Origin of the sequence: Pauljensenia sp. UMB9872 (assembly GCF_030212665.1) — a bacterium.
GTDB lineage: Bacteria > Actinomycetota > Actinomycetes > Actinomycetales > Actinomycetaceae > Pauljensenia > Pauljensenia turicensis_B.
Genome location: NZ_JASOER010000001.1, coordinates 215581 through 238865, shown reverse-complemented (window position 1 = coordinate 238865; position 23285 = coordinate 215581). Strand labels below are relative to the sequence as shown.

Below are 23285 nucleotides of genomic sequence, written 5' to 3'. Positions count from 1 at the left end.
GCACCTCTTGCCCCCGCACATTTATTCACCGACACTTATCAATGGAATTCGGCGCGCCAATGGGCGTAGTCGAAAATGCGTGAACGAATCCAAGGAGCTGTGAAATGGACTGGCGGAGTAAGGCTGCCTGCTTGAGTGTTGACCCAGAACTGTTTTTTCCGATCGGAAATACAGGTCCGGCAATTGCTCAGGCCGCGGAAGCCAAAGCCGTGTGCCACAGCTGCTCAGTCGAAGCGATCTGTCTGCAGTGGGCAATCGAAAATAACCAGGATTCTGGTGTATGGGGTGGATTGAGCGAAGAAGAACGTCGTTCGCTCAAGCGTCGTGCAGCACGTGCACGTCGTGCATCCTAATTTAAACGTTCAGCGTGTGGGGGTCGACTCTCAAGAGCCGACCCTCACACGCTTTTAACACCTCTTACCTACTAGGCACACATCCGTTCGAAATCAGACCTCATCCAGGTGGATCTTCAAGGTGACAACCGTTCCACCTTCGGGGCGCAACGACCAGTCAATCGAACCATTCAGGTCACCACGCACCATCTGCTTGACAATCTGAGTTCCCAGACCACTCATCGGAGTTCCCGGTTCAAAGCCGACGCCGTCATCAGCGACCTTGACCGTCATCGTTTCACCCTCACGTTGAACGGACACGACAATCGTTCCATCACGTTCTGCCAGACCGTGTTCAACAGAGTTTGCGACCAGCTCATTCAAAACGGTTGCCAGAGCTTGAGCTTGCTCAGCGGCAATAACCCCAAAGGAACCGTCGGTAATAACTTCCACGCTTCGATCAGTAACAGCGACCGCACCCGCAAGACGCAGAACCGAGCGCGCGACCTCGTCAAAGTCAACGGTTTCATCGACGTTCTGAGACAGGGCCGCGTGAACCGTTGCGATTGCCTGAACTCGACGTTCTGCCTCCGCGAGTGCATCCTTGACATCCTGACGTTCCGAGCGACGCGATTGCAGTCGAAGCAGAGCCGAAACGGTCTGCAGATTGTTCTTCACGCGGTGGTGGATCTCGCGGATCGTCGCATCTTTCGTCATCAGTTCCTGTTCACGACGTCGAACTTCAGAAATGTCACGCGTCAGAATGACGGCTCCAAGACGCGTACGGCCTTCCGTGAGGGGCAGAGCGCGCATCGTAATGGTAGAAGCGTGGCTTGAGATTTCGGTTCGCCACGAGGCGCGTCCCATAACGACAACCGCCATGGATTCTTCGATCATGGATTCGTCGGCGATCACGTTGGTGATCTCTTGGGCGAGGATCTTGCCTCGCACTGCGTTGCGGATACCGAGGCGTCGCAAACATGAGGTGGCGTTCGGCGTTGTTTCGAGGACCTTGCCGTCGGGGTCGATCAGGATGACACCATCGAGGACACGCGGGACGCCACGAGCAGTCACCGCAGGGGTCGTGTCATAGGGGTATTCACCGCGCGAGATCATCTGGCAGAGGTTGTCTGAGACCTGGGCTGTCCACGAGTCAAATCCTAGGGAGAATCGCGGTGAAGACAGGTTGGCTTCACGGGTGACAACTGCGATGACGCGCCCGTCGTGAAGGACAGGAATGCAGGTTTCCATCATCGAGTAGGTGCCTGCCCAGCGTGCAGCTGGGGATTTAACGACTTGTCCGGTTGCGATCGCGCGACGAAATTCGACTTCGCGTGCTGCTGGTAGGTGGAGGCCGATGATGTCATCGATGTGAACGGTTGTTGATGTTGCCGGTCGAGAGTGGGCAACTGCGATGAAACGTTCATCGTCGGTGGGAAGCCAGAGAACAAGGTCTGCTGCGCTCAAGTCTGCAAGGACTTGCCAGTCTGCGAGGAGCAGGTGGAGCCACTCAATGTCCTTCTCGGTCAGGGCATCGCTCGACGCTAGCTCTGCCAGTTGTGTCAGGCTTCTCATAGGATTGATAGTAGCCGTTGGAAAACGTGAAGAGATGAGTCCCCATGGAGTTTTCAAAGTCGTTGACGTATCCGGTACCCCTTGCCAACTTTCAACCAATGAGCGTTGATCCCGATTTTGTCCGTGGGCGTTTCGCGCATTTTTGTCCGGATCTTCAGGTTGAAAACTTCGCCTCGGGCGTTCGGGCTCACGGCAGTGTTGATCCTGGTGTTCTGCCAGCTCAAGTGCGTCAGATGATTCGCGGAGAGTTGCGCCTTGCGTTCAGTGAAGAGTTTGTTCACGAGGCCACGCTCACTGCCACGACGCAGATGTCATTTGAGGGCGCGCCCGTCGCAGTCACTATGACCTCGCTTTTTTCTGGGTCGAGTAAAACGCTTCGCCAGGTTGAAGGTGAAGTGAAAGTGGCAATTCCCTTCTTTGGCGCTCGCATTGAAAGTGAAGTGTTGAAGCACGTCGATGAGATTCTCGATGAAGAGCTGAAACTCGCTTCCGGCTGGCATCAGCGTGGAAGTAGCGAAAGCTGACCGGCCTCGTCAACTGGGAAGGTAAAACGCGACGAAAGCGGATTTATTCCACTTTCTTCTCGTGATATCTTCATCTCCCTCTCAACGCGCACGGATGCGAATAATCGGTGAGAATAATGGCATGAGTGAAACACAAGAAACCCCTGTTCTCTCCCCCGCCCTCTACTTGCAGCGTGAAGGCGTCCGCCAGTACTCGGCGACCAATCCTCGTGGCGCCCAAGTTCTGATTGGTGATGGCCCCGGCCGTTTCTCCCCCGGTGAACTTCTGAAGATTGCAGTCGCAGGCTGTAACGCAATGTCGTCCGACAAGCGTCTGACCGATCGCCTCGGCGAAGACTTTGAGCAGGTCGTGGCCGTCTCCGCACAGTACCTCGAAAGCGAAGACCGCTTCACCCACTTCGATGTGGAACTGATCCAGGACCTCTCGAGCGTGGACGAGGAAGAGCGCCAGAAGATGATTCGTCGCGCATCGGGCGCCATCGAGCGTAACTGCACCATCGGCCACACCGTGACCAAGGGTGCCACCTATGAAAAGACCTTCACGAACGAATCCGTTTCAGAGGACTGACATGTCTTTGCGTCACCGGGCAGTCGATGTGTGGCAGCGCGCGCTTGAGGTACCCTATGCGTCGACTGCCCGCAGTGCGCAAAAACTGCGCGATACTCACCCGGGAGCAACCCCCGGCGAGCTGATTGAGATTGCCAACCAGCGTTTCAAGGCGCGCGTGAAACGTGAATCTGGGGTTGCCGGGGCTTTCTCAGCGTGGCCCGGAATTGGCACTGCGCTCAGCCTTGGTGCCTCCGGTCTGCAATTCGGCACGTTCCTGACTGAAGCCGCACACCACTGCATGGTCGTCGCGCACCTGTACGGGATTGACGTGAAGGATCCCGCGAAGCGTAACGCGCTGGTATTGGCTGCACTTACGGGTCAGGAAGGGGCTGAAGCAATCACGACAACCGTCGGTATTCAGGCGGCATCGTGGTTCGCGTCCTCCTTTGTGGACATTCGTTCCCAGGCGGCAACCCAGTTCAATCAGATGATGCTTAAGTGGGCGAAGCGCAAGCTTGCAAAACGCGCGGCACTGTCTTCTGTCGGACGTTTAGTCCCCTTCGGAATCGGTGCGGTCGTCGGCTGGAATGCCGGCGCAGCATTGGCGAATAAGACGATCGAGGGGCTGGCGATTGCGCTGGGAACGCCTCCTGCTGATTTCTCGCACACTCGCATTATTGATGTTTCGTTGAATGGCGACGCACAAAAGTCTGATGCTTTCGCTCACCTGGCACTGCCGCTGGATGATAAGGCAAGCGTCCTCGACTGACTTCACCATCATTTTTGGCTGATCTACCCATGGCGTCGTCGTCTATGCGACAGTACGCACACGTTAATGAGGACAATCAGCTGGCCTACGCACTTTCCGTTGCACGCCAAAAGACAGACAATAGGAAGCAACAAGATACGTTGACGACCTTTAAGGAGACAACTGACTGTGACTATTGATCGTCAGTATGAGGATCTGCTTGCGCGGATTATGGAAGAGGGAACTGTCAAAGGGGATCGCACCGGTACAGGCACGCGTTCCCTGTTTGGTGGCCAGCTTCGCTACGACCTGTCCAAAGGATTCCCGCTAATCACGACGAAGCGCGTTCATCTGAAGTCGGTTGTCGGTGAGCTTCTCTGGTTCCTTTCCGGTGATTCGAACGTGCGCTGGCTTCAGGAAAACGGCATCCGTATTTGGAACGAATGGGCGGATGAGAACGGCGATCTTGGCCCGGTCTACGGAGTGCAGTGGCGCAAGTGGGGCACCGCTCAGGGCGAGACGATCGATCAGATTTCCTCAGTTCTTGAAACGTTGAAGACGAACCCCGATTCCAGGCGCATGATCGTGTCCGCATGGAACGTGGGCGAACTAAAGAAGATGGCGTTGGAACCCTGCCACGCATTCTTCCAGCTCTACGTTGCCGATGCTCGCCTGTCCCTGCACCTCTACCAGCGCAGCGCCGACATGTTCCTCGGTGTGCCGTTCAATATCGCGTCCTATTCGCTTCTCACCCACATGTTTGCTCAGCAGGCAGGCCTTGAGGTTGGCGAATTCATCTGGACCGGCGGCGACTGCCACATCTACTCCAACCACGTGGAACAGGTGACTGAACAGCTGTCACGCACCCCCTACGAGTTCCCGACTTTGAAGCTGAATAAAGCTCCGTCAATGTTCGACTACACCTTCGATGACGTGGTCGTTGAAGGCTACGAACACCATCCGACGATTAAGGCTCCGGTGGCAGTATGACAACCATTGCTTCGATCTGGGCGCAGGACAAGAATGGCGTCCTTGGAACTGGAACGTCAATGGTGTGGCACGTGCCCGCAGACTTCGCACATTTCAAGGCTTCCACGTTGGGATGCCCGATCATCATGGGACGTCGTTCCTTCGAGGCACTGGGCGCTCCCCTGCCGGGACGAACCAACATTGTGATTACGCGTTCACACCTGTACGAGGCCGACGGCATCGACTTGGTGTATTCCATCGAGGCTGCCTTAAAGCACGCGCAGGACAAGGCTGAAGCAGACGACGCTCCGTACGTTTGGATCACCGGTGGAGCCCACCTGTATGCCCAGACGATGGATCTGGTGGATGAACTGGTTGTCACCGACCTTGACCTTGATATTGAGGCCTCGAATCCTGATACTCCACTGGTTCATGCGCCGGCAATTGACCCGACCGTGTGGGCCGTTGACCCGCAACGCTCCGATTCTGAATGGAACGAAAAGTCTGGCGACGCCCGCTGGAAGGTCACGACCTACGTTCGACGCTAGAACCCGTGATCGCTACCTCCCTCCCCCAAAGTATGGCACCCAATCGGGAATATGAAAGGCACGGCGTAGACTCGACCCGTGCCAGAACCAGAAGAAGAGATTGAAAACGCGGTGGCGGCCTCGTCAACTAAAGAAACCGGAACATCGTCGGTGCTTGCCCACCCGACACTGCGCGCGCTACTTGCGATCGCACTATTTACGTACACGGCGCAGAACATGATCAACGTGTCGATCGCGCCTCTGGCGAGGGCAATGAGTATTCCCGAATGGATCGTCGGCGCCGCGGTGTCGCTGGCAGCGGTTGCGGTCGCGATGCTCAGCCAGTTCTGGGGGCGTCGCTCGATCGCGTGGGGACGCAGGCGAGTTCTGCTGACTGCCCTCTTCCTCGCATTCATTGCGGGCACGTTGTTCTCCGGCGTTGTCGCTCTGCGCGCAGCCGGTATCGCCGGCACGGTTCTGACCGCCTCGATCATTCTGCTGGCACGAGGCCCCTTCTTCGGCTCCGCAGTCGCAGCTATTCCACCGACCGGACAAGCTCTCATTGCTGAGAACACTCCTGACGAAGCGTCACGTGTGCGTGGTATGTCAGCGTTCTCTGGAGCGATCAACCTGTCGATCATGATCGGCTCCCTGATTTCATCGGCGCTTGGCACGTGGTGGATTTACGCGCCCGTGCACGCCACCCCCTGGTTTATCGCGATCGCGCTGATCATCGCGCTTGTCGCAGTGCCAAAGGATGCGCCCACCCCCAAGGACCCGGACGAAGAGACCCCGGAATCCGTGGCGCTTCCCCCTCGCGTGAAGTGGAATGACTCGCGCATCCTGCCGTGGATTACCGGTATCTTCGGTATTTTCTTTGCCAGTGGCGTCGTTCAGATCACGATGGGCTTCATTGTTCAGGACCGCCTGCATCTTGCCCCCGCGCACGCGGTCTCCGTGACGGCATTGATGCTACTGGCGAATGCTACCGGCGCGATGCTCATGCAACTTCTCGTCGTCCCACGCCTGTCTCTTCCGCCGGTTATTCTGCTACGCACCGGCATGACCTTGGGCTTTATCGCACTAGTAACTCTGACATTTGCCTCCCACGGACCGACCATCGCAGTCGCCACCTTCGCGCTCGGAGCATCCAGCGGTCTAGCAAGCCCCGGCTTTAGCGCGGGTGGCTCGCTGGCGGTCAGTGACGAGGAACAGGGTGGCGTTGCTGGCATCATCAACGCCACCGGCGCCGTCACCTGGATTTTCGCTCCCGTGAGTGCAACTGCACTCTACGGATGGCACTCGATTGTTCCTTTCGTCCTAGCCCTGGCTCTCGTCGCACTTTCTGTCAGTTTTGCGTGGTTCCACCCGCGTCTTCGAGTAGCACAAACCCGTTAGGTTCGCCTAACCTGAAACGGTACGTTTCTTCAAAGGAGAACAACCCACATGACAACAACGCGCACAGAATCTGACTCAATGGGCACCGTCGAGGTCGCCGCCGACCGCTACTGGGGCGCCCAGACCGAGCGTTCCCTGCACAACTTCGACATCGGTCGTAACACCTTCGTGTGGGGCCGTCCCATGATCCATGCTCTGGGTGTCCTGAAGAAGTCCGCTGCACTGGCCAATGCTGAGCTCGGCGAACTCCCCCAGGAGATCGCTGACCTGATCGCCAAGGCCGGCGACGAAGTCATCGAAGGCAAGCTCGACGATCACTTCCCGCTGGTTGTTTTCCAGACCGGTTCTGGTACGCAATCGAACATGAACTCCAACGAGGTCATCTCCAACCGCGCCATCGAACTTGCCGGCGGCGAGATGGGCACCAAGACTCCCGTTCACCCGAACGATCATGTGAACCGTGGGCAATCCTCGAACGACACCTTCCCCACCGCCATGCACATCGCAGTCGTCTGCGAATTGCAGGCTATGTACCCGCGCGTCATGCAGCTGCGCGACACCCTGGCCAAGAAGGCTGAGGACTTCAAGGACATCGTCATGGTCGGTCGCACCCACCTGCAGGACGCCACCCCGATCACCCTTGGGCAGGTCATTTCCGGTTGGGTTGCTCAGATTGATTTCGCCCTCGACGGCATCCGCTACGCAGATTCACGTGCACGCGAGCTCGCCATCGGTGGCACCGCGGTCGGCACCGGCCTGAATGCCCACCCGGCATTCGGCAAGCTCTGCGCCACGAAGATTTCCGAGGAAACCGGCATTGAGTTCAAGCAGGCAGACAACCTGTTCGCAGCCCTTGGCGCACACGACGCACTGGTCCTGGTCTCCGGTGCCCTGCGCGTCCTGGCTGATGCCCTGATGAAGATCGCCAATGACGTCCGTTGGTACGCTTCTGGCCCGCGTAACGGCATCGGTGAGCTAATCATTCCCGAGAACGAGCCCGGTTCGTCCATCATGCCCGGCAAGGTCAACCCGACCCAGTGTGAGGCCATGACCATGGTCGCCGTCCAGGTCTTCGGCAATGACGCAACCGTCGGTTTCGCCGGCTCGCAGGGCAACTTCCAGTTGAACGTTTTTAAGCCGGTCATGGCATGGAACGTCCTGGAGTCCATCCGCTTGCTCGGCGATACGTGCGTTTCCTTCGACACGAACTGCGCATACGGCATCGAACCGAACTACGAGAAGATCCAGCACAACTTGGACATCAACCTCATGCAGGTGACAGCCCTCAACCGCCACATCGGCTACGACAAGGCGTCGAAGATTGCGAAGAATGCTCACCACAAGGGCCTGTCGCTACGCGAGTCCGCCTTGGAACTCGGCTTTGTCACCGACGCTGAGTTCGACTCGTGGGTTGTTCCGGTTGACATGACGCACCCGAGCGCCGCCGACGAGTGAGCCTGACGCTGATGTAAGACTCTGACCTACTCGGCCAGACATCGACACCAGCGACGTTCAGCCAGTTGGGTGCGGTTCTCGTTTCTGATTGACGAGGTCACGACCACGGTCGCGGAGGGTCGGTGGGATTTGAATCCCACCGACCCTTCGGTCTCTATTGAACAGTTGTTATAGCTTCGTTGCTATAGTTTCGGCAGATTCTTATAGACAGCTTCTTATAGACATCCTGGCGATGACTCACGCGCACAATATGGAGCTCAAGCACTTCGTCCTCAAGTTTGCCAAGAATCTGATACGTTCCAACTCGCCAACGCCCTCCATTATTTGTTCCCTGAAGAGGCTTCCCATCACCAACGCTCTTTGGACTCTCACTACCATCGAGATTTGTTTGTACCCAAGAGAGAATCAGAAGAGGTTGTTTCTTCGGAATCTTGAGTAGCTCTTTCGTTGCGTTCTTTGTCCAAACAACGGTGTAGGTCATTCAGTCATCATGGCCAAATGCATGACCTCGTCCATCAAATACCGAGTAGCATCATCCAATGCAAGCGCTTCCTCGTATGCGTACACATCAGCCATCTCTTCAACGCGTTCAAGCGCTGATTGACGGACGAAATCAGAGAAGCTCTGCCCATTGATCTTCGCGCACGCTTGGATCCACTCTTTTTTCAGCAAATCGAATCGCTGTTGACGCCATTGCCATACTTCTCCCCTCCGCACCCCATCGCAGTACGCAAGCTATATGCGCGCTAGAGTCTATTGGGCAGAACAGGACACACGTCATCAGCCCCTGACTCATAAAGAGAATCTCTAGCGAATACTTTCCAACAAATCGTCGTCTAAGACCTCATCAAGAAACGGGAACCAACTAAGATGTTTACACGTAAACACTTGGGGAGGGACTATGGCAACATCAGTCGTAGCGCTACGCATTCCACAAGACCTTGCAGGTCGATATGACCGCCTTGCGTCGATGACAGGCAGAACGAAAACCTACTACCTCACCCAAGCTCTCGCAGAGTCGATTGATCGCCTTGAATACGAGTATAGCCTCATGCAAAAGATTGAAGATTGGCGTGCTGGCAGACTTCAAACTGTAAGCCTCGATGAGCTGGAGGCTGACCTTGGCATGGAAGGTTGAGATCGATAAAGACGCCCAACGCTATTTGGCGAAGCTGGATAAGCCAATAGCTCGAAGCATCGTCGCTAAACTTCGACAGATTTCCAAGCTCAATGACCCTCGGATGCAGGGGAAGGGGCTGACTGGAAACCTAGCAGGACTTTGGCGTATTTCAACTCGGCAGTTAACCAAGTCAGATGTTTCGGCTATAGGGAAGCCGCGACAGCTTTGCGTATGAAGTCAGACCGGTTCTTATTCTGGTCGTCTATGACTTTGACCATGGATGCATGGAATTTAACCGGCACGGTCACCAGTGGATCGTCAGAAATAGCTGCCGGGCCGTGGTGGATACGCTCTAAGTAGCCTGTCCATGACTCAGATTCAAACTCGGTGCATAGCTGATCAATATCTGCGTCAGTGATCATGGTGCCGTTATCTAGCGTGTAGGGGTTATCCCCGCATCGCGCAGGGGGTGTAGCGAAAACCATGGGTTTACCTGCTGAGTGGCTATGCATCTATGAGTGATTTGGTGAGCATGGCGCGCACTAGCTCGCTAGTGGTCATGTTCTCCTTGTCTGCCATGGCTGTTAGCGCTCGTTTCATAGCGGCAGGAATCTTCACTGAAAGGGTCTCGCTACCCTCGCTGCTTAAGGCGCGGGGCGCACCATGAATTATCGCGCTGAGGTTCTTTTCCCCCGTAGGGAACTTTCCTTGCGCGTAGGAACTTTCCCAAGCATCTAACTGCGCATCGGTTACAGTCTGACCGTTTAGTGCTACAAACTCGCTCATGATTACTCCCTTCCCATACCTAGTTCTTTCAAAAACGCTTTCGTGACAGATGTCATCGCATGGAACACGTGCCACCTACCCTGACTATCTTCAACCCCAACCATTTGTGCTAGCCGACCATCTGGAAGCCAGCCCGCAACAATCCACCTAGGAGGATCAGAACCATCTCCACGCATACGTGAGGCCACAGGAGCGCTCCAAGCGTACTTAATCTCAGACTCACTCAACCCATGCTTGAAAGCATGAGGCTCAACAACCACACCCATCACACAATAAATAATACGCTACGTCACACGCCCAGTAAACCAAGCCACTCGCCACCCAAACATGCCACCCCGCGTCCACACACTCACGCAACACCCGCGGCCACAGCCGGTAACCAAACCAAACCCGTGCGTGTCCCAAGGTAGGCCACGAACCAAGTCAACTATTTCGGTGACAGGGAAATCTCTTAGTTAGGCAAAGGCAAGGTGCTTTTCTTGATCTCGGCACTCGCTTAAATACATGTTGATGATTGTTTGATATGGAATACCGGTGCGTGCTGATTCTGCTTTGAAATAGTCCACCGTTTCACCGTCAATATTGATTGTGACACGACGGCGAACCTTACCAACGTAAGGGTTTGGCTGGCTGTGCGAAAAGTCTACTTCAGCAGGCATATCTAGAACATCTTTCACATCACTCATGACGATGCCTCCAATACTGCCGTGCTTCGCCGTTTTTGCTTAGCGGTATATCTCGCGTCTGTGGCCGATGGAGATAGCCAAGATAGAAAGCTTATCGTCTTTGATTTCGGCGATGAGTCGATAGTCGCCGATGCGATAGCGCCATAAGCCAGCGAGATTGCCTGTTAAGGCTTTGCCGTGAATACGCGGATTATCGGCTTCCATGAGGTTTTTAGTAATCCAGCCTTTGATGATTCGTTGGGTGTAGTGGTCGAGCTTTTTAAACTCTTTATCGAATGCTTTGGATGTTTCTAAACGCCAGCTCATAGCCCGCACTCGTCCCATAATTCTTCAATAGGGCGAGTTTTATATCCGTCTCGCGCCCACTCGTTCAGAGCTTCTTGAGCTATCTGTACGTCATATTCGTCCTCGATACGTTCGAACAGCGCTTGCTTGAATGCTTCACCTAAAGAAATCCCGTGCAAGTGCGAATAGCTCGTGGCTAGCTTGCGTTCTTTTTCGCTAAGTCTGATTGAAAAAGCCATGTTTACTGTCCCCTAACACCTTTTAGTACATAGTACTTCAATCTGTGTTGTTTGTTAATGGTTAGCCGGACAAAGCCAGTCCTATTTCCTTGAAGTGATGGGGGTTAAAACCTGAGGCTGACGGAGGTAAAAATTGGGTGGCGTTCAAGATGTCTTGTTCTCCACGAAGAACGTAACCGAGGAGTGTCTAGCAACTCGTTTTCCTGAGGTGGCTACGCCTGAGTTCTACCGTGAGCTATTTCCGTCCGGATCACTCGCAAAACGAGGGGAGTATGTCGAGGGTAAGTACCGTGCGATAGCTGTTCGGGTAGGAGAAGATCGGGCGTATCGCTACTCGATTACTGATGATCTAGAAACGGTTAACGATCTGATTCAGACTGATGATTTTTACATCATGTCGCCGGTGATCTATGCGGGTAAGATACAAAAGCAATCCATGGCGCGGGCTGCACAAAGCTGGTGAAAGTATCTCCGCAATCGCTCGCGTGCTCAACGTCTCGCGCTCAACAATCCACCGGACACTAAACTAAAGCCAGATACGTAAAACAGAGAAAAGGACGCACGGGATTGAAATGAAGCAGGCTTTCGATCCTATGGTCTACGACGCCCTCTTGGAACTGACTACCCGTATCGGTGGCCAATATGTCGAGTGGGAGCGTCAAACTACGGCTTTGGAAGAACAAGAACATTGGAAACAAGCCGGAATTGCGTTGCGCGCCCAGGTTCGCACTATCGACCCCGATAACGTTGCCGCAATTGAGGCCAAGCGCTTAGAACTCCGTGAACTCTTCCAATCCCTGCCTGAAACGCCTCCCGCAGTCGCGACCGCCCGTGCGTCTGCGGGAACCTCATCACGAGGATCTACCGGCTCTTCGCCCAGAGCATAGGCAGTGCCCTCATACACAACCGGAACCGGCTTGCCGTCAATTTCAAGCCACTTGCCATCACCATAATTCGGGTCAGCACTGGCAGTGATCGTGTCCACCAGGGTCGTAGAGTCAATCACCTTAGAGGTGCCCACATTGGACGTAGCAATCGGCTGGAAATCAAAAATCACCTCAAACGACGGCCCCGCAACCGTCTCAGAACGCAGACTTGAACTGTCGAACCAGATCACATCCTGGCGACCACCACCAGGCGACGCGTAACCAAGCGCAGAAGCACCCAAGTCTGCGTAATCAACATGATAGGAAACCGTGCCGTTCGCGGTTGAACGCCATTTAATACCATCAATACGCGTAGACGCTGTTGTTCCCGTATATGTGTTCGTCCCGGTCGTTTCAAACACCGCCGGGCCGTTCAGAGTGATAGTGAACGGCTTACCCGCAACATACGCGCCAGCGCCGTTCTTCACGCCGATACCGTCAATAGTGCCAAAGCGCATACGCTCCCCCGTCACGCTTCCGGCTCTCCACCCAACGACACCGGCTGCTTTTGCTTCAGCAACCATTTGGCGAGCACGGTTTTGAATGTGCGCGGGGGTGAGCTGGAGTAGCTCATTGACGTTCGCCTGAGCATTACGTGAGTTTTCAAAGTTCACGTGAGCAAGGAAAGCTGTTGCAGCAGCGTCGACGTCAGTATTCGAAAACTCAAGCGACGTTGGCGTATACCACTTCATGATGTACGCCATCTGCGCAATATCAACACTCAAATCAGCCGGACGAGCAAGCGATGGTTGAGCCCTCAACTGACTCGGTGTCACGACCACCTCTGCTGCAGGATTGACCGCGTCAGCCTGAATACACAAACCAGGAACCGGCTGACCACTATAAGGAATCCACGTGCCAAGCCAGCCAGACAGGCCGTTAATCGGCACACCACGAACCCATGACCCCGCAGCAACAGAAGCAGGAGCCAGAACAGTCAACGAGGCACACACAACCACCATCGTTGCAAGAGAGGCTAAGATAGGGCTCAGCCGTGAGTAGTGTGCCACCCTAGGCACAGAAGAATCCACCATCATCAAAATTCCTTTCGTGAGATGGGAATACATATGGAACCCACCAACTAGGCGATCAGCTTTCCTAGGGCCTCTTCGCCCAGTTGGCAGGAGTCTTACTGAGCTACAGCACACTACTCACGGTGCTGCGCTTGAAATTTAGAGCAATTCACGGGATCGGATCTAGGACATCGGTCCAGCTACCGTTCGCATCAGGTTGGATCTGATGATGTGCCCAACCGTCAGGGTCATAGGTATATTCCGGGTAGTTTGGGTTGTAACAGTACGGTCCGCCACCGCACACGTCAGCGCCCCCACTGGAATAACCACCGCTGTAGCCACCGCCGGAGTAGTCGTAAGAAGAACCGCTATAGGACCCTCCCCCACCAGCCGAGGTAGAGCTTGCCTGAGCTTGCGCGTCCTGAGCCTGCTGCCAAGCAGTCTGGTCGTCACTGACTGCCTTACTCTTCGCGTTGAGATCTTCGATCCCGCTAGCAATCTCGGCAGTCTTTGCTTTTACCTCTTCACGCCCGCCCTCAACCGAGGACGATTGGCTTTCATCACTAGTTTCATCAGTGGACGGAAGTAGATTCGTCAGTGAATCAATCGCGGTCGCAAGCTGGTCGCGCAGACTGTTGTCATTGACTTTCCCGTCCGACCCGTCAAGCACCCCTTGTGCCGAACTCAAAGCGGATTGTGCGTCAGCGACCGCTTGGTCGAAAGCTGTCATAGCACAAGTGTTGAGCTGTGTTTCAACCGCGTCAGTTGCAGTTTTCAACGAGTCAAGAATCGACACGGTATTAGCTGTCTCAGCCTCAAGCTCTTCAGCCATTGCAATAAGAGTTGCCCGATCAGCAGGTGTGGCAGGCTTAGTCAAATCAAGAGCACTAGCGCGTGAAAGAGCATCATCGACAGACTCAATCAAAGCAGGTTCAATGACTGGAGTATCCCCTGATGCCTCGTTCAGGGCGTTCGCTTCGTCACGAACTGCCTGAGCGTGAGCTACTGCTTCACTCAGGACTGTTGCTTGCCCTGAGTTTGCCTCTACAGCCGAAGCGAAAGCAAGTGAGGCTTGATGGGTCTGATACGTATTCACACCCGCGTACACTTGCCCACCAGCCAACGCAAATAGCACCACTGCCACAGGGACAGCAATCCTCGGGCGCTTCCACCACGCGTGCGCCACCGAAGCAGGCGCAGTCCCTTCAGAATCCCCCATCGCATTCAGCTCTGTTTCATCACTCATTGTCAGACGAACCTTCCCGAACAAGCACACAAACAAAGTACTCTTCTCAATCATCGCCTACCTGCCAGCCAGGTTCCACAACCACAAGGAACCTCACCCAGCCTGCTGAAGCGAATCACCAACCGGCGAGGAATCCCTATGTCCCAGCATTTCAAGGGGTTCCAAAACCTTTGTAACCTCAGACTCGGGAATTCAGAACTGACCTGACGGCAGTTGAATTACCGTGATCTGCCCTCGGCTAATCCAACCCGTCACGCTGTTTCTTGACACTTGCAGAGCGCGAGCCACCTCTGCAGTACTCAACAAACGTTCAGAAACCTCAATAGTTTTCGAGTTTCTATGCATTTAACGCAGGTTCTTCATGTCTCAAGTATGCGCACCCAAACCTTAACCGCCAAACGGTTTTAGTAAATTAATTCGCAATACCTGCATATGATGCACACTTTTGCTATCCTTACCACATGAACAACGATGACTTTCTCGCTTCAATGACCACCAACGAGATCGTTGGCGAACAGGTCAGCATCTGGCTACGTCGCCGTAACCGGACAGCAACAGCTCTCGGTGAATTCCTCGGCGTCACTCAAACAACCGCTTCGCGCAAACTTAAAGGCGATACAACGTGGACAATCACGGACTTAGCGCGAACAGCAGCCTTCCTTGATGTGTCATTAGGTGATCTTCTTCCCAGCATCATTGTTGAGCAAGAAAAAAGCAAAGCACCCGATCTTTTCAGATCAGGCGCTTGACGTGGTAGCGGGGGCCAGATTTGAACTGACGACCTCCGGGTTATTGATTTGCTGTTGGATTATCGCCTTTGTCAGAGTCGCTATTCATCTTTCGTCTATTGGGGTATTAAGCACTGTTGATGTTCCGATTCATGGTGACGACAGGCACGATGAATCGCATGAATACGAATCACCCTTTAGTACTCAAAGTTCCACCCCTTTGGCAATCTGCTCTTGATTCGTGGGAGCAGGAAATGACCGTTTCAGGATTGCGTGAGCGGACAATCGGCACACGCTTGCGTCATGTACGGCAAGCTGCGCGAGCGCTTAAGCCAGATCCGCGAGAAGTGACATCCGTCGAGCTTTTAGGCTGGGTGTCTGAGCGCTCTTGGCAGCTTGAAACACGCCACGCGTATTATTCATCGCTTCGATCGTTTTTTGGCTTTATAAAAGGCGTTAATAGTCCTGCGTTGGCGTTGCCTCATATTCACCGCCCGAATGCTCTTCCTCGTCCAGTTCCTGATACTCAGCTGATAGAGGCGCTGAATAGCGCATCGCCTCGCACTCGCCAGATTCTTCTGCTTGGAGCGTGTGTTGGTCTGCGTGCAAGCGAAATCGCGCGCGTACATATCGACGACTTCTTTCATGATCTGCATGGATATTCCTTGCACGTTGTCGGCAAAGGCGGGGTCTCTCGGTTCGTTCCGATTGATAGGGGTTTTGCTGAAGAGCTCATGGAATGCGCCCGAGCCAATAATGGGTGGCTTTTCCCTGGTAAAGATCATGGGCATCTTTCAGGGCGTTACGTGTCGAAGCTCGGCTCTTGTGCTCTGGCTTCACCGTGGACTTTACATACTCTTCGGCATCGCTTTGCCACTACTGCCTACAGGAATAGCCATGACCTTATTGCTGTTCAACGGCTTCTTGGTCATTCCTCGGTTGCAACGACGCAACGTTATACAGCCCCTGCCGATGACGCTCTGCGTTTGGTAGCCGAATCGACTCATCTCAATGTGTCACACCCCTAGAAAGGAAATCACCATGTCCGTTACGTGTCGCGTGACTGGAAACATCTCTCAACCGGTATTGCGTCAGCTTAATTCGGGGTCGGTTGTTCTCAATTTCGGTATCGGAGCGACCCATCGAAAGAAAGATCAGAACTCTGGAGAATGGAACGACGTTGGCGAAGAGCTATGGATCAACGTCTCTTTTTGGGACGAGAAAGCAGAGCGCCTTGCTGGTGTTTTGCGTAAGGGCTCAAAAGTGTGTGTTGAGGGCATTCTGGTGCGAAAAGAGTATGAGGGACGCACGAACCTAGAACTGTCCTCCCCTTCTTTCATTGAATCGGTTTCACTTTCGGCTCACACTGATTCGAATTCTGACCCGTGGAGCACGCAAGAAAACGACGAGTAATTCGTTTGTTTTCTAGGGCTACTCAATGCAGTAGCCCTATTCCACTCGCCTATTACCGGTAAATACGGCAAAGACGGTAACGGCGGTAATAACGGTAAATACGGCAATGACGGCAAAGGAAGGCTCTGATTGTAATGTCGAGTACACGCAGAAGTGACCCGGTTACTTCGCATGAGGCGGAAGCGCGTTTAAAAGATCGAACGAGGGAAAAGCGTCGCATTCTTTCAGCGTTTCTTGAAGTGGGCGATATGACTGACTCCGAGTTGGAGAGCCTTGCTACGGCTGAAAACTGGCCACACGCAGGTAGTACCTATTACCGCAGGCGGAGGTCAGATCTTAAAGCCGAGGGAAAGATTTACGCGACGAGTGAGCGTCGTAAGAATCAAGCTGGCAATTCTGAGACTGTCTGGGGGCTTGCTCCTGCCCCGCTCGGTCAGGTCGAGGAATCGATTTTGGCAGACGCGCGTGATGCAGTCTTTGCGCGTTTAGACGATGGAACGTTCGTTTTGAAAGGTGTGGGGCTTGTTGAAGGAAGTGTTTTAACTGTCCATGCCAAGAGTGGACACGCACGAAGGGTGATCGTACGGAGAGTGACTGAGCACTCTGATGGCACTTCAACAGCGTCATTCGATTGGGCTCCTACAAAGGCAGGTTTCAAAGAGCGCGTTGTCTTTGTTAAACATGGCCAGATTTTCTACGTGCGAGGAAAGAACCTCGTTGAGGGAGCGCGCGTAGAGGTGAGCGTGAAAGGCAAGAAGCACACACGCCCGGTGGTAGTGGAACGAATTGTTCATCGCGATAACGCCGGCTATCAGACTGCAACATTCCACTGGCTTAATACGGGGGACGTGGGAAGAGACAAGGAATGCCGGTAAAGACGGCAATGACGGTAAAGACGGTAAACACGGCAATGCCGGTAAAGCCGGTAAAGGCTTTTGAGAGGAACATGCATATGAGAATCGATGAGTTTGTTGAGGGCTGGCAGGCGATACCTCCAGATGAGCGCGAGGCAGCTCTCATGGGCATTCAGGTGTTTGCGCGCTATGCGCTTGAGGACTTATCCGCTAGGGCTGATGACACCGAGCATGATGCTCTAACGTTCTTAGCGCTCATGGATGAGCGTCGTGAACAGAAGGAATCGTCAATGATCGATTGGGAAGAGACGTGGGCGTGGGCAAAGTTGGAGTATGAGGCGTGCAACGCAAAGACATTCGCCTATGTGAAGTCAAAGGCTTTGATTTGTGATGCGCTCGATTTAGCAGAAACGCACTTGCAACATAATGAGGACACGAAATGATTATTGCGATCTGTAATCAAAAAGGTGGCGTTGGTAAGACGACGCTCGCAACGAACATCGCCTATCAGCTTGGGCTGAGGTCTGAAAATCCGGTTTTACTTGTTGATGCTGATCCCCAAGGTAATGCCACAACGATGATGAGTATTGATGTTGATTCATCAACGCTGACGCTCAATGATGTGATGAGTGCGATTGCAACAGGTGGGTCTCCTGAAGTGACCGCTCACGCTGTCTATCCTGCTAGCGAAGTGTGGGGCAACATTGAGGTTCTGCCCGCTGATCGTCTTTTAGCCAGTAGAGAAAACGACGTTTCATTAGGCCGTGAGCAACGCTTGGCGTCAGCATTGAGTGTCATCAAGCATGAGTACACGCATATTGTGATTGATTGCCCTCCGTCGCTTGGAATGCTCACAACAAACGCTTTAGTGGCAGCTGACCGAGCCTTGGTTGTTTCAACGGCTCGTGAGTCTTCGGCAGACGGTGTAGCTGAAATGATCACGACCCTAGCAACTGTACGTAGTTGCTATAACCCGAAGCTGAGCTTGTCGGGGATTGCTATCAACGCCTACAGGAACGACCGAGTTGACCGGCGAACATGGAAAAATGCGCTCAGTGACACGTATGAAGACCTCGTATTGTTGGACGCGATTATTCCTGAACGTGAGGCAATCGCACGCGCAGGGAGCGACCATGAGCCAATCCGAGACATTGACAGCATGAAAGCCTTTGAACTCATTGCCAACAAACTCATCTCTTCGACTCATAAGGAATGACTGTGAAAACCCCTGATGCTAGCGCCCTTACCGCCTTGCGTAAGGCAGAAATTCTCGACCCCATCATTGCGGGCGACTCAACAATTACCGGCAAAGCCGGCAATGCCGGTAAAGACGGTAAAGCCGGTAATGTCGGCAAAGACGGTAATGGCGGCAAAGACGGTAATGGCGGTAACGCCGGTAAAGAGTCAGTACGTAGTGGTGGTGTCCCTCGAAAGTCGAAGCTCACTTTGACGCTTGATGCGGATCTTGTTGGTCGGATCAGAGCAGCCTACCGTGCAGAGCTTGCCACTAAACCTGAGCTCTCATCTCTTTCTCAGTGGGCTTCAGACTATCTCTTGCAAGCGGTCACCCAAGTTGAGGCAACGCACAATCACGGGCAGCCTTTTATCCCTGTTCAAACAGGCGTCTTACGTCCTGGGCGATCAGTATAAGTTCACCCTCACCCCCCTGTTGCCGTGTTTACCGCCATTACCGGTAAAGACGGCAATAGTGGGAGTTTTACACGATAGGGGAACGAATGCGCCAAGGGTTGTGTGACTAGCGCGACACAGCTTTCGTCAAGGAGGCGAAGCGTGGTGGTTCGTGGGCTGACAAGAGTGGTTATGCTAAGCGTTTTCTTCGTACCTGTTTGAACCAGTTCTTCTTGAAAGAGCCTCGTGTGCCAAAGAATTTGTTGTAGGTTCCCCCATCATCTTTGATTTCATATCGTTGTGCGGCGAGTTCGATTGTGCAGATGTAGTCTGCGACCTGTGCAAGGCGATAGTCGGTCATTGATGTTTTACGGCGTTCTACAGCTGGGGTATACAACATTGTTCTCGTTGCAGTGTCGATGACATGTTTGACGATATTTTGCCCGTCGTCATAGTAAACTTTGGTGGCGGAAAATGATTGAAAGAAATCAAGATTTTCATTGATGAATTGAATGACATCGCGCGTCATTTTTTCTTGGAGATCTTGAGTATTTCTGATCTCACCTCGCAGATAGGTGAATGTGTGGTATTTGATCGGGAGCCTACGAACGAATCTTGCAAAAGAAACAAGGAGTCCTTTGCGTTGTTCAATGCTGAGATGTTTGTAGCTCCTGTTCCCGTTCAGCAATGGTTCAGAATGGAACGGGATATTCGGCAAATCAGCAACATTGAGGCTTTGTTCATACTGGGAAACATATTCGTTAATTGGTTTCGACTGCTGATGAAAGACCAAGGTTAAAATATAAAATTTATCGTCACTGTTAGCAGTGCCACTTTCATCAATAAAAATACTGATTTCAGACATAGAAACTACTTCTACAAAGTTAAAGCCGGGGGACAACCCCCGGCACTTGGAGGTAGCGTCACCGCCACCGCTTTCATTAAAGCACGCCGTATGGGAAAGATCAAGAGTTGATGTCTTTTCATCCGAGGGCGGGGTTGTGTTTGATGACGATGCTGCCGTTTTGGATTGCTGCGTCTCCGACGGTGGCGAGCATGGTTGTGACGAAGTATTCGTTGGTGCCGTAGTTTTCGATGGTGATGTTTCCGCTCGCGTCCACGGCTGCGATGTAGGCGACGTGGCCATAGGAGGGATGGTATCCGAACGCGCCTGGACGGTAGGAGATGATGTCGCCTGGTCGGACTTGTCGCATTGAGGGGACTTTGATCCAGCCTGGCATATTGCCGTCGAGTCCCCATTGTCCGCCGTGACCGCCTAGCGGGGTGAGTGTTGCCCACGTGTATTTCCACTGGGTGTTTGCGCCAGCGAACTTGACGCCCATGTCGCGATTGACTCGCCAGAAGGCGAAGTCTGTGCAGTTGCCATAGGCGTAGCGAGTGTTCCAGTTGATCTCACCGTAGGGGCCGTTGGCGTATGGGTAGTCGTTGCCCATCGGTCCGCCTGGTGTTCCAACGCCTAGAGGCATTCCTACTTGCGCGTATTTTGAGGATGCGAGAGCTGGAATTTTCTTCACGTAGTTTTGTGTTTCCGCAAATGGTGGGACTCCACCGTATTTGAGGACGTTCCCGATACCTGCGTTGTAGGCTGCGAGGGCGAGCTGGACGAGGTCGCCTGAGACTCGGCCTTGTTGAATGTAGTTCTTCAATGCGCTGACTTGATTGCACATGTAGGTGCCTTGGCTCATGATCGCGTCGGCTGGATTGTAGATATCGGCTTTACCGTCGCCGTCTCCATCGACTCCGGCTGTCGCCCAGGTGCCTGGCATGAATTGAGTGAGCCCGGCTGCGCCTGCTGGGGAGACGGCGCGCGGGTTCCAGCCTGATTCTGTTTCGATCTGTGCTGCGAGCAGTGGCGCGGTGATTTCTTCACAGATCTGGCCTGCTTTGAGTATCCATTGGACGTATTCTGCGGGCACGTTTGATTCGTTGAGTCCGGCTGCGTGGGTTTCATCATCGCCCCCTCCGCCGAGGATTGCCAGGGTCAGCGGAAATGTTGCAATCGTCAGTAGAAACGACATGAGTACAGCCAGTAGTTTCATAGTCTTGTCAGTTCACCGTGATAGAGCCAGAGTTGATGAGTCCATCAGCGCTTGTGCTCCACGAGTAGGTTCCCGAAGGAACTGAGATTGAACCGCTAAACGTGCGCGCGCCTGAGACTGTTCCTTGCCCGAGGGTCACAACATTTCCTCCGACATTTGCAGTGACAGTGACGGGTGCGGAGCCAACCGACGAGACAGTGACGCTGAAGCTGACTGTTCCTGACGAGGAAGAGACAGACGTGTTCATGTCTGCGATGTAGCCTCCAACGTCTGTGCCTTGTGCGGGCGAAGCAGGTGCGGGAGTAGGTTGGCTAGTAGACGGCTCTGAGGGCACGGCCGTAGGTTCTGTCTGGGACGGCTCGGTGGGGGGAGCGGTTTGCTGATAGCTCGCATTTGAGTCAAGAACCGCTTGCTTAGCAGTAGTGAGCGCCTCTGTTGCATTCTTGAGCTTGGCTAATGCCTGAGCGTATGAAGCCGACGTTTCAGGCGCGGGCTGGGAGGCGAGTTGGGAGAGAGCGTCGATTGCCAAACGGAGCGTCTGACGTGTTGTTTCGTCCGATACTTTTCCTTCAGTGTCAGCGAGCAGTGTTTCGCTTTCGCTGATAAGCGAATGAGCGTGGGTAATCTCCGTTTGCCACTCTTGGGTTTCTTCTGAGCTCAATCCTGCCGATTGAGCAGATTGCACGCTTTGAGGGTGCACTGATTGCCCACTGTTTGGCTTATCTTTTCCGCTTGGAGTGGTTGCCATATGTATGGCGGCAAAGGTTGTGCCAGCAAGAAAGAGCAGAGCAAACACGACGATGAGTATGCGCCTAGCTAGTTGTCCAGGGTGTCTATCGCCCTCCTGGTCATCATCTGATGCTGGTGTGGTTTTGGGGGTAAAAGCTTCAGGCGTGGGGTGGGCTGGCAGGGTCTGGGTCTGAGCGTCTTGGGCTTTGAGTTGAGATTTGAGAGCGTCACGTTGGCGCATGAGTGCATCGCATTCTCGCCTCTGGTTTTCGAGGTTCTTAGACAGGGTTTCAACGCGCTCGGTGAGCGTGTCACGCTGGGTGCGTAGGTTCGCGATCTCGGCCTCGCGTTCGCTAATGTTGGCCTGGAGTTCTTCGAGGTCGGCTCGGTGTGGGCGCGCGTTGAGCTGGTGTGTCAGATCATCGATCTTTTGGGCGAGCTGGTCGCGCTCATCAGTTGAGTCTTTAAGCTGGGCTTCAAGGGCGAAGCGTGCGCGCTCGGCTTCGACATTGGTCTGTTCAGCTGCGCTAAGAGCTTGGCGTAAGTCATGTTTTACTTGTGATAGTTCGCCTGCGAGCTGGTCGTTTTCGCTTCTCAGTGTTGCGATTTGTTGCTCAGACTGCTCGTTTTGTTGGAGTATTTCGCCCGCGTGGCCATCTAGGGTCGCAATCTCGGCAGCCTTTGCGACGATGTCGGCATTCAGGCGAGTGATTGTGTTTTCGAGGTCGAAAATACGCCCCTGTTCTTCTTTGAGCGACAGTGCAAGAGCGTGCTTTTCCTGTTCCACGCTCACAAGGAGTGCTCGGGTTTTCTCGGTTTCGCTCTGAGCGATGTCGAGGTCGCAGGCGAGCTGGGCGCGCTCGGTTTTCTCAGCAGTGAGCGCCTCTTTGAGTTGGGCAAGCTCAGCTTTAAGCTGGGTCGTTGTGGCATCATCTGTTTCTTTTTGCTCATACGCCGCGTGTACTCGCCTCAGCTCTGATTCGGTGGAAGCGCGCTCAGAAGTGAGGGTTTCGACCTGGGCGGTAAGGTCAGCGATCAGAGCTTGAAATCTTGTTTCCTGCTCACGCCATTGGTCACGCTCATGCGCGAGCGTGGTATGCGCTTCGTCGCACCGGCGGGTAAGAGCTTGAATCTGAGCGTCAGTATCGCTGCGGCGAATATTGAGCGCTGATGCGAGAGCTGCTTCCAACTCGCCGTTGCGTTGTTCGAGCTGGCGAATACGTGCGCCCATATCCTCGAGTGAGTCTGACTCTTCTGGTTGTGGTGAGCCATCTGGTTTAACACCGGCTGGACTTAGATGCTCAAGCCTTACGTCTTGCCCGTCAATCGTGACAGTGCCGTCAGGATTGATACATGCTGCCTGGCCGTCGCTTAAGGAGAACATGATCGGCTGGCGCGGATGAGCGGAGATGATCTGGCGGATCTTAGCTTCATCTGACGGGTTCACAAGAGCTCCACAAGTACTTAATACAAGGCTGAATACTGATATGTGG

The 23285-nt window shown here is 53.8% G+C and carries 31 protein-coding genes; 18 read left to right on the top strand and 13 right to left on the bottom strand.

Translation table 11 applies throughout. From position 1 onward, the window contains the following. Positions 1–104 precede the first annotated feature (104 nt). Positions 105–353, top strand: coding sequence for a WhiB family transcriptional regulator (locus QP109_RS01130; protein ID WP_101627902.1), 249 nt, complete (start codon positions 105–107; stop codon positions 351–353). Positions 354–446: 93 nt separating this feature from the next. Here the strand turns inward: QP109_RS01130 and QP109_RS01125 are convergent, their stop codons facing one another. After that, positions 447–1907, bottom strand: coding sequence for a sensor histidine kinase (locus QP109_RS01125; protein ID WP_101627903.1), 1461 nt, complete (start codon positions 1905–1907; stop codon positions 447–449). 44 nt (positions 1908–1951) lie between these two features. Here QP109_RS01125 and QP109_RS01120 point away from each other — a divergent pair, with 44 nt between their 5' ends. The 7 genes from QP109_RS01120 to fumC all read left to right on the top strand — a co-directional run bounded on the left by QP109_RS01120 (position 1952) and on the right by fumC (position 8078). Further along, positions 1952–2431, top strand: coding sequence for a DUF2505 domain-containing protein (locus QP109_RS01120; RefSeq protein ID WP_101627904.1), 480 nt, complete (start codon positions 1952–1954; stop codon positions 2429–2431). 121 nt (positions 2432–2552) lie between these two features. Beyond that, complete coding sequence (locus tag QP109_RS01115; protein ID WP_101627905.1) at positions 2553–2999, top strand: OsmC family protein; 447 nt, start codon at positions 2553–2555, stop codon at positions 2997–2999. Position 3000: 1 nt separating this feature from the next. Then, on the top strand, positions 3001–3750 hold the full coding sequence (locus tag QP109_RS01110) for a VPDSG-CTERM exosortase interaction domain protein (protein WP_285022777.1): 750 nt from the start codon (positions 3001–3003) through the stop codon (positions 3748–3750). A gap of 210 nt (positions 3751–3960) precedes the next feature. Next, positions 3961–4719, top strand: coding sequence for a thymidylate synthase (locus tag QP109_RS01105; protein WP_285022819.1), 759 nt, complete (start codon positions 3961–3963; stop codon positions 4717–4719). Beyond that, positions 4716–5246 (top strand): dihydrofolate reductase, encoded by a 531-nt coding sequence (locus QP109_RS01100; protein ID WP_270772533.1) that lies wholly within the window; start codon positions 4716–4718, stop codon positions 5244–5246. The genes QP109_RS01105 and QP109_RS01100 overlap by 4 nt, the downstream gene beginning before the upstream one ends. A 150-nt stretch (positions 5247–5396) precedes the next feature. Further along, the gene (locus tag QP109_RS01095; RefSeq protein ID WP_285022818.1) at positions 5397–6623 is read left to right on the top strand and encodes an MFS transporter; all 1227 of its coding nucleotides are present in this window, start codon (positions 5397–5399) and stop codon (positions 6621–6623) included. Positions 6624–6671: 48 nt separating this feature from the next. Continuing rightward, positions 6672–8078 carry a class II fumarate hydratase gene (gene fumC / locus QP109_RS01090; RefSeq protein WP_285022775.1) on the top strand — a complete coding sequence of 469 codons (1407 nt, stop codon included), beginning with the start codon at positions 6672–6674 and terminating at the stop codon, positions 8076–8078. 154 nt (positions 8079–8232) lie between these two features. Here the strand turns inward: fumC and QP109_RS01085 are convergent, their stop codons facing one another. Both QP109_RS01085 and QP109_RS01080 read right to left on the bottom strand, forming a co-directional pair. Next, positions 8233–8559, bottom strand: a complete 327-nt coding sequence (locus QP109_RS01085) for a type II toxin-antitoxin system RelE family toxin (RefSeq protein WP_285022774.1) — start codon at positions 8557–8559, stop codon at positions 8233–8235. Continuing rightward, positions 8556–8750, bottom strand: coding sequence for a DUF6290 family protein (locus QP109_RS01080; protein WP_285022773.1), 195 nt, complete (start codon positions 8748–8750; stop codon positions 8556–8558). The genes QP109_RS01085 and QP109_RS01080 overlap by 4 nt, the downstream gene beginning before the upstream one ends. 229 nt (positions 8751–8979) lie before the next feature. Here QP109_RS01080 and relB (QP109_RS01075) point away from each other — a divergent pair, with 229 nt between their 5' ends. After that, positions 8980–9216 carry a type II toxin-antitoxin system RelB family antitoxin gene (gene relB, locus QP109_RS01075; protein ID WP_285022772.1) on the top strand — a complete coding sequence of 79 codons (237 nt, stop codon included), beginning with the start codon at positions 8980–8982 and terminating at the stop codon, positions 9214–9216. A 185-nt stretch (positions 9217–9401) separates the two neighbouring features. On the opposite strand, the gene QP109_RS01070 is transcribed toward relB (QP109_RS01075), so the two are convergent. The 5 genes from QP109_RS01070 to relB (QP109_RS01050) form a co-directional block, all read right to left on the bottom strand. Beyond that, a complete protein-coding gene (locus QP109_RS01070; RefSeq protein WP_270772523.1) occupies positions 9402–9683 on the bottom strand; it encodes a pilus assembly protein HicB in 282 nt (93 codons plus the stop codon). Between the two features lie 19 nt (positions 9684–9702). Beyond that, complete coding sequence (locus tag QP109_RS01065; RefSeq protein WP_285022770.1) at positions 9703–9984, bottom strand: ribbon-helix-helix domain-containing protein; 282 nt, start codon at positions 9982–9984, stop codon at positions 9703–9705. A gap of 455 nt (positions 9985–10439) precedes the next feature. Then, positions 10440–10670 (bottom strand): hypothetical protein, encoded by a 231-nt coding sequence (locus QP109_RS01060; protein ID WP_207760304.1) that lies wholly within the window; start codon positions 10668–10670, stop codon positions 10440–10442. A 39-nt stretch (positions 10671–10709) separates the two neighbouring features. Continuing rightward, positions 10710–10976, bottom strand: coding sequence for a type II toxin-antitoxin system RelE family toxin (locus QP109_RS01055; RefSeq protein ID WP_101627916.1), 267 nt, complete (start codon positions 10974–10976; stop codon positions 10710–10712). After that, positions 10973–11194 (bottom strand): type II toxin-antitoxin system RelB family antitoxin, encoded by a 222-nt coding sequence (gene relB / locus QP109_RS01050; RefSeq protein WP_101627917.1) that lies wholly within the window; start codon positions 11192–11194, stop codon positions 10973–10975. Before relB (QP109_RS01050) ends, QP109_RS01055 begins: the two co-directional genes overlap by 4 nt. Before the next feature lie 133 nt (positions 11195–11327). Between relB (QP109_RS01050) and QP109_RS01045 the strand changes: the two genes are divergently transcribed. Next, the gene (locus QP109_RS01045) at positions 11328–11657 is read left to right on the top strand and encodes a hypothetical protein (RefSeq protein WP_165778203.1); all 330 of its coding nucleotides are present in this window, start codon (positions 11328–11330) and stop codon (positions 11655–11657) included. Next, positions 11605–11724, top strand: a complete 120-nt coding sequence (locus QP109_RS09260; RefSeq protein ID WP_101627918.1) for a helix-turn-helix domain-containing protein — start codon at positions 11605–11607, stop codon at positions 11722–11724. The genes QP109_RS01045 and QP109_RS09260 overlap by 53 nt, the downstream gene beginning before the upstream one ends. Before the next feature lie 128 nt (positions 11725–11852). Here QP109_RS09260 and QP109_RS01040 read toward each other — a convergent pair whose 3' ends face one another. Together QP109_RS01040 and QP109_RS01035 are read right to left on the bottom strand one after the other, a co-directional pair. Next, positions 11853–13082, bottom strand: a complete 1230-nt coding sequence (locus QP109_RS01040) for a hypothetical protein (protein WP_285022764.1) — start codon at positions 13080–13082, stop codon at positions 11853–11855. A gap of 220 nt (positions 13083–13302) precedes the next feature. After that, positions 13303–14379, bottom strand: coding sequence for a hypothetical protein (locus tag QP109_RS01035; protein ID WP_285022762.1), 1077 nt, complete (start codon positions 14377–14379; stop codon positions 13303–13305). Between the two features lie 461 nt (positions 14380–14840). On the opposite strand from QP109_RS01035, the gene QP109_RS01030 reads away from it, so the two are divergent. The 7 genes from QP109_RS01030 (at position 14841) to QP109_RS01000 (ending at position 19024) form a co-directional block, all read left to right on the top strand. Beyond that, positions 14841–15128 carry a helix-turn-helix domain-containing protein gene (locus QP109_RS01030; protein WP_285022760.1) on the top strand — a complete coding sequence of 96 codons (288 nt, stop codon included), beginning with the start codon at positions 14841–14843 and terminating at the stop codon, positions 15126–15128. Positions 15129–15286: 158 nt separating this feature from the next. Continuing rightward, entirely contained in the window at positions 15287–16135 is an 849-nt protein-coding gene (locus QP109_RS01025; protein WP_285022758.1) for a tyrosine-type recombinase/integrase, read from the top strand. A 13-nt stretch (positions 16136–16148) separates the two neighbouring features. Next, the gene (locus tag QP109_RS01020) at positions 16149–16520 is read left to right on the top strand and encodes a single-stranded DNA-binding protein (RefSeq protein ID WP_285022756.1); all 372 of its coding nucleotides are present in this window, start codon (positions 16149–16151) and stop codon (positions 16518–16520) included. A 248-nt stretch (positions 16521–16768) separates the two neighbouring features. Continuing rightward, positions 16769–17395, top strand: a complete 627-nt coding sequence (locus QP109_RS01015; RefSeq protein WP_285022754.1) for a hypothetical protein — start codon at positions 16769–16771, stop codon at positions 17393–17395. Positions 17396–17466: 71 nt separating this feature from the next. After that, positions 17467–17817: a hypothetical protein gene (locus QP109_RS01010; RefSeq protein ID WP_285022752.1), complete on the top strand. Its 351-nt coding sequence runs from the start codon at positions 17467–17469 to the stop codon at positions 17815–17817. Beyond that, positions 17814–18590, top strand: a complete 777-nt coding sequence (locus QP109_RS01005; protein WP_285022751.1) for a ParA family protein — start codon at positions 17814–17816, stop codon at positions 18588–18590. The genes QP109_RS01010 and QP109_RS01005 overlap by 4 nt, the downstream gene beginning before the upstream one ends. Positions 18591–18592: 2 nt before the next feature. Then, positions 18593–19024 (top strand): hypothetical protein, encoded by a 432-nt coding sequence (locus QP109_RS01000; protein WP_285022748.1) that lies wholly within the window; start codon positions 18593–18595, stop codon positions 19022–19024. Positions 19025–19193: 169 nt separating this feature from the next. Here the strand turns inward: QP109_RS01000 and QP109_RS00995 are convergent, their stop codons facing one another. The 3 genes from QP109_RS00995 to QP109_RS00985 all read right to left on the bottom strand — a co-directional run bounded on the left by QP109_RS00995 (position 19194) and on the right by QP109_RS00985 (position 23239). Then, the gene (locus QP109_RS00995; RefSeq protein ID WP_285022746.1) at positions 19194–19868 is read right to left on the bottom strand and encodes a DUF3800 domain-containing protein; all 675 of its coding nucleotides are present in this window, start codon (positions 19866–19868) and stop codon (positions 19194–19196) included. A gap of 118 nt (positions 19869–19986) precedes the next feature. Continuing rightward, positions 19987–21042, bottom strand: a complete 1056-nt coding sequence (locus tag QP109_RS00990) for a lytic transglycosylase domain-containing protein (RefSeq protein WP_285022744.1) — start codon at positions 21040–21042, stop codon at positions 19987–19989. Between the two features lie 28 nt (positions 21043–21070). Then, positions 21071–23239, bottom strand: coding sequence for a hypothetical protein (locus QP109_RS00985; protein ID WP_285022741.1), 2169 nt, complete (start codon positions 23237–23239; stop codon positions 21071–21073). Positions 23240–23285: the final 46 nt, after the last annotated feature.

Bases quoted from the DNA above. Each gene is read 5' to 3' on its own strand.
- QP109_RS01130 (WP_101627902.1), top strand. From the start codon at position 105: ATGGACTGGCGGAGTAAGGCTGCCTGCTTGAGTGTTGACCCAGAACTG.
- QP109_RS01125 (WP_101627903.1), bottom strand. From the start codon at position 1,907: ATGAGAAGCCTGACACAACTGGCAGAGCTAGCGTCGAGCGATGCCCTG.
- QP109_RS01120 (WP_101627904.1), top strand. From the start codon at position 1,952: ATGGAGTTTTCAAAGTCGTTGACGTATCCGGTACCCCTTGCCAACTTT.
- QP109_RS01115 (WP_101627905.1), top strand. From the start codon at position 2,553: ATGAGTGAAACACAAGAAACCCCTGTTCTCTCCCCCGCCCTCTACTTG.
- QP109_RS01110 (WP_285022777.1), top strand. From the start codon at position 3,001: ATGTCTTTGCGTCACCGGGCAGTCGATGTGTGGCAGCGCGCGCTTGAG.
- QP109_RS01105 (WP_285022819.1), top strand. From the start codon at position 3,961: ATGGAAGAGGGAACTGTCAAAGGGGATCGCACCGGTACAGGCACGCGT.
- QP109_RS01100 (WP_270772533.1), top strand. From the start codon at position 4,716: ATGACAACCATTGCTTCGATCTGGGCGCAGGACAAGAATGGCGTCCTT.
- fumC (WP_285022775.1), top strand. From the start codon at position 6,672: ATGACAACAACGCGCACAGAATCTGACTCAATGGGCACCGTCGAGGTC.
- QP109_RS01085 (WP_285022774.1), bottom strand. From the start codon at position 8,559: ATGACCTACACCGTTGTTTGGACAAAGAACGCAACGAAAGAGCTACTC.
- relB (WP_285022772.1), top strand. From the start codon at position 8,980: ATGGCAACATCAGTCGTAGCGCTACGCATTCCACAAGACCTTGCAGGT.
- QP109_RS01070 (WP_270772523.1), bottom strand. From the start codon at position 9,683: ATGGTTTTCGCTACACCCCCTGCGCGATGCGGGGATAACCCCTACACG.
- QP109_RS01065 (WP_285022770.1), bottom strand. From the start codon at position 9,984: ATGAGCGAGTTTGTAGCACTAAACGGTCAGACTGTAACCGATGCGCAG.
- QP109_RS01060 (WP_207760304.1), bottom strand. From the start codon at position 10,670: ATGAGTGATGTGAAAGATGTTCTAGATATGCCTGCTGAAGTAGACTTT.
- QP109_RS01055 (WP_101627916.1), bottom strand. From the start codon at position 10,976: ATGAGCTGGCGTTTAGAAACATCCAAAGCATTCGATAAAGAGTTTAAA.
- relB (WP_101627917.1), bottom strand. From the start codon at position 11,194: ATGGCTTTTTCAATCAGACTTAGCGAAAAAGAACGCAAGCTAGCCACG.
- QP109_RS09260 (WP_101627918.1), top strand. From the start codon at position 11,605: ATGCGGGTAAGATACAAAAGCAATCCATGGCGCGGGCTGCACAAAGCT.
- QP109_RS01040 (WP_285022764.1), bottom strand. From the start codon at position 13,082: ATGGTGGTTGTGTGTGCCTCGTTGACTGTTCTGGCTCCTGCTTCTGTT.
- QP109_RS01035 (WP_285022762.1), bottom strand. From the start codon at position 14,379: ATGAGTGATGAAACAGAGCTGAATGCGATGGGGGATTCTGAAGGGACT.
- QP109_RS01030 (WP_285022760.1), top strand. From the start codon at position 14,841: ATGAACAACGATGACTTTCTCGCTTCAATGACCACCAACGAGATCGTT.
- QP109_RS01025 (WP_285022758.1), top strand. From the start codon at position 15,287: ATGAATACGAATCACCCTTTAGTACTCAAAGTTCCACCCCTTTGGCAA.
- QP109_RS01020 (WP_285022756.1), top strand. From the start codon at position 16,149: ATGTCCGTTACGTGTCGCGTGACTGGAAACATCTCTCAACCGGTATTG.
- QP109_RS01015 (WP_285022754.1), top strand. From the start codon at position 16,769: ATGACTGACTCCGAGTTGGAGAGCCTTGCTACGGCTGAAAACTGGCCA.
- QP109_RS01010 (WP_285022752.1), top strand. From the start codon at position 17,467: ATGCATATGAGAATCGATGAGTTTGTTGAGGGCTGGCAGGCGATACCT.
- QP109_RS01005 (WP_285022751.1), top strand. From the start codon at position 17,814: ATGATTATTGCGATCTGTAATCAAAAAGGTGGCGTTGGTAAGACGACG.
- QP109_RS00995 (WP_285022746.1), bottom strand. From the start codon at position 19,868: ATGTCTGAAATCAGTATTTTTATTGATGAAAGTGGCACTGCTAACAGT.
- QP109_RS00990 (WP_285022744.1), bottom strand. From the start codon at position 21,042: ATGTCGTTTCTACTGACGATTGCAACATTTCCGCTGACCCTGGCAATC.